General features: G+C 49.0%; 3 protein-coding genes. 1 reads left to right on the forward strand and 2 read right to left on the reverse strand.

Annotation, left to right across the window (positions count from 1 at the left end):
* Positions 1-174: 174 nt before the first annotated feature.
* A complete protein-coding gene (locus tag ACESYO_RS16315) occupies positions 175-765 on the reverse strand; it encodes a DegV family protein (protein ID WP_373210868.1) in 591 nt (196 codons plus the stop codon).
* 667 nt (positions 766-1,432) lie between these two features.
* On the opposite strand from ACESYO_RS16315, the gene ACESYO_RS16320 reads away from it, so the two are divergent.
* Positions 1,433-2,464: a hypothetical protein gene (locus ACESYO_RS16320; RefSeq protein WP_373210866.1), complete on the forward strand. Its 1,032-nt coding sequence runs from the start codon at positions 1,433-1,435 to the stop codon at positions 2,462-2,464.
* Between the two features lie 56 nt (positions 2,465-2,520).
* On the opposite strand, the gene dhaS is transcribed toward ACESYO_RS16320, so the two are convergent.
* Positions 2,521-3,111 (reverse strand): dihydroxyacetone kinase transcriptional activator DhaS, encoded by a 591-nt coding sequence (gene dhaS / locus ACESYO_RS16325; RefSeq protein ID WP_058963018.1) that lies wholly within the window; start codon positions 3,109-3,111, stop codon positions 2,521-2,523.
* Between the last annotated feature and the right edge of the window lie 229 nt (positions 3,112-3,340).

The raw sequence follows: 3,340 nt of genomic DNA on the forward strand, positions 1-3,340 counted from the left end.
TTTTCTCTGTTCTTTTACTTTTCATGCAAAAAACCTGCTCTGGCTTGATTGTCACAGCAGGTTTTTCTACAAGCTGAAAGCTCCCTGCCGTTATTTCGGCAGGGAGCTTTTTATCTGTTTGCCATCATACAGAACGACCTTGTTCAGATAACCTTCTTGCTGCGGAAGGAGGCACTATCGATTAACACCCCAGTAAATCAGAGCGAGCATTCCGGGTCCGGTATGCGCACCGATAATGGGGCCGATATCCGCTTTCACAATCTCAGCGTCGGGGAACTGTCTGCGAACGGATTCCTCCAGCTGCCTTGCCCCATCCGGGCAGTCGCCATGACCGATCGCAACTGTTTTTGAAATTTGTGGATCCCAGCCCCACTCCATACGCGCAAGCTGCGCATGAATGGCCTGTTTACGGCCACGGGGCTTTTCCGCAACGGCCAGCTTGCCCTCCTGATTCACATGAAGCAGCGGCTTGATTTGCAGTGCAGTACCCACAACAGCGGCGGCAGAGGATACACGTCCACCATGTTTCAGATGATCGAACACATCCACCGTAAACCAGTGGCATACCTGCTGGCGATGCTCCACAACCCAGTTTTGAAGTTCCAGAATGGAAAACCCCTCTGCCTGTCTGCGTGCTGCCTCCTGCACCAGAACTCCTTCGCCCAGCGAAGCGCACAGGGTATCGACACAGAGGATCGTTCGGTCGGGATATTTCTCCTTCAGCTCGTTCAGGCAAAGCCGGGCAGATTGAATGGTGCCGGACATTCCGGAGGTAAAGCACAGATAAGTTCAGCTGGTTTCCGTATTCTGTCGCCCAGCAGCCGGTGCAGTGCATATTGCACGCCGAGGTGGGATCCAGCAGAATCGCCCAGGGAACATTGCAGTTTTCCCGTTCTTTTACCTCGTCCTGAGTTGCGCTGCCCTTAAGACTCGCATTAAAAAGGAAATTCTGGAAAAATGCCTTGCGCACACCGGGATCCAGTTCATACAGCCGCAGAATCAGCTGGTACCAGTTGTTTTTCTTCTCAATAACTTCCCGGATAGCACTCCGCTGGGACTCATACCAGCCATCCGGAGAAAAGCGATCTACCAGTGCCATCAATTTGGGAATGTTCTCCTCCGGATTGCCTTCAATATAGCTCAGGGCCTGATTGACCGCAAAATTCTGCATGCTATCTTTAATTGTACTCATAAATACGTCCCTTTCTTTTGCTTTTTTCGAATGAAGCCGCCATTGGCTGATCCGTTGGCTAAATTATAAGAAGAACAGCGAAAGATGTCATGGGACAGGAGTAGCGCTGCTGGTCAAAAATGCGACACTTCCAGTCAATTGTTACATTTTGGGACATGTACACCGAAATGCGCATTGTCCGCCTTTTGGCCCGTGGTATTCTTGATTTAGCATGAATTGTTTCTGTTGGAAGGAGATTCTATGGAAAATAGTGTATCGCGTATACTGATCGAAACCACGGTCAGGCAAACTCTGAAAGGAATCCAGGAAGATCCGGAACGGAGTATCCGAAATCTGGTCGATATGGCGCTGCAATTTTCAGAGGGCCGATTTCAAAACCGATTTTTCGAAACCGCTCACACGTTGCTGGAAAATGAAAAAAGTGCCTATTACGGCCTGATTTATGATGCGGTCAGCCACATTGAAACCGAACACATTGTCCGCTTGGGCATGAACATCGGATACAACAGCTGTACCTGGGGCGCCAGGCGCATCCGCTCCAATGAAAAACAGTTGGGATTTAATATTCCCTGGGCTGTTTTTCTGCAAATGGAAGATGCGTCTTCCGACTGGGATCTGAGCCGGTATCACTGGGTAATTCAGCAGGGGGAAGCTCTGGGAATCTATTCCTGGATGATATTTGCGCCACATGACCCTCTGGCAATTCTGCCCTTTGCGGCAGCACATCCGGACAGTGCCTTTTTCCTTTTCTGTGAACCGCAGGCTGTGACGCCGGATTTTGCAGCGCAGTTTTTGTCTGTATACAACGTAATGCCCGTAATTCATCTGGATAAAAACACGCAAGCTTCCTGCTCGCTGTTAAGAAATGCCCGCATTCCGTATTCTGTCTCATGTCTTTATTCGGCAGAAAATATCAAAGCGATCACAAACGGGGAATTGTTTGATGCCGTGCAGAACCTCCACCCGCTCTTTACTGTTCTGATTCCCCGGTCAGACTGTCAACACGATACACAGAGAGCCGCGTATCAGGCAGCCATTGACGCGAGAAATCGTCAGCAATTTCAAACCATCCCATGGGAGCTTTACGGAGATACCCAAAGTCTTGATGCCATTATTTCGGATAATTCCTGCTGCGCATTGTTTGACAAGGACGGAAATCTTCATATTCCGGGAAGCCCTGAAACGGATGTCTGGTGTTGCAATCTGTTTGAGGACGGACTGGCCGGAATTTTCAGCAAGGCATATCCGAAGGCACTGCCTTCCCGCAAATAACTTGCCATAACAGAAAAGGTGCTCAATATTGTGTTGAACAATATCGAGCACCTTCATTATTTCTCGGCTTCTTCAGGAGCAGGCTGCTGTGGCTCTGCTATTTCCCGATAAATGGCCGTAACACATTTTTCCGTCAGATCCTTGATCCTCTCAACAAACTCCCGGGAGGGGATGCAATTCCGTGCCAGCAGCCACCGTTCCATTGCACAGAGAACCGCATCCGCAAAAAATCCAAGAACAAATTCATCCACGTTGCCTTGCCCAAAGATATAGCTCAGCCGATTCTGCAGCAGCGGCCGGATATATTCTCGGAAATGATCAGAAAAGGAGTTCTGCCCTTTGATCTGCAGCGCTTTACGGTAAAACGCATGGTTCTCGTAAAAGTAATCGCACGCTTTCTCCACCAGCGCCCAATGCTTTCCGTAATCGGCGTGCAGATCCTCATCTTTTACCAGCGCCATAAATTCGGTATCAAATATCCAGTTTATCAGGTCATACTTGTCCTTGAAATGGTAATAAAAACTTTTACGGTTCATATCACAGCGTTCGCAAATCTGTGTGACATTGATTTTTTCAAAGGACTGTTCCGTCATCAGCTCCTTCAGGGAGGCTGCCAGTGCCTTCTTGGTAATATTGGAATCTGCCATATAACCCCTCTTTCCGCTCTTTCTGTAAAGACAGGCCGCAAAACCGTCAAACGTATCCCATGAAAACCGGCAGGGGAGCACATCTCCCGGCGGGGCCCCTCGCTGCTCTTTCAAAAGAAAAAGAGACTTATCTGCCAGAACAGATAAGTCTCGCAGCCTGTCGAAAAAGGCCACCTATCGGTGGTCTTTTTCTCGTATAAGGAAAGGGAATGCGGTATAATGGTGTGGG

Source organism: Allofournierella massiliensis (assembly GCF_964241245.1).
In the GTDB taxonomy this organism is placed as follows: domain Bacteria; phylum Bacillota; class Clostridia; order Oscillospirales; family Ruminococcaceae; genus Allofournierella; species Allofournierella massiliensis.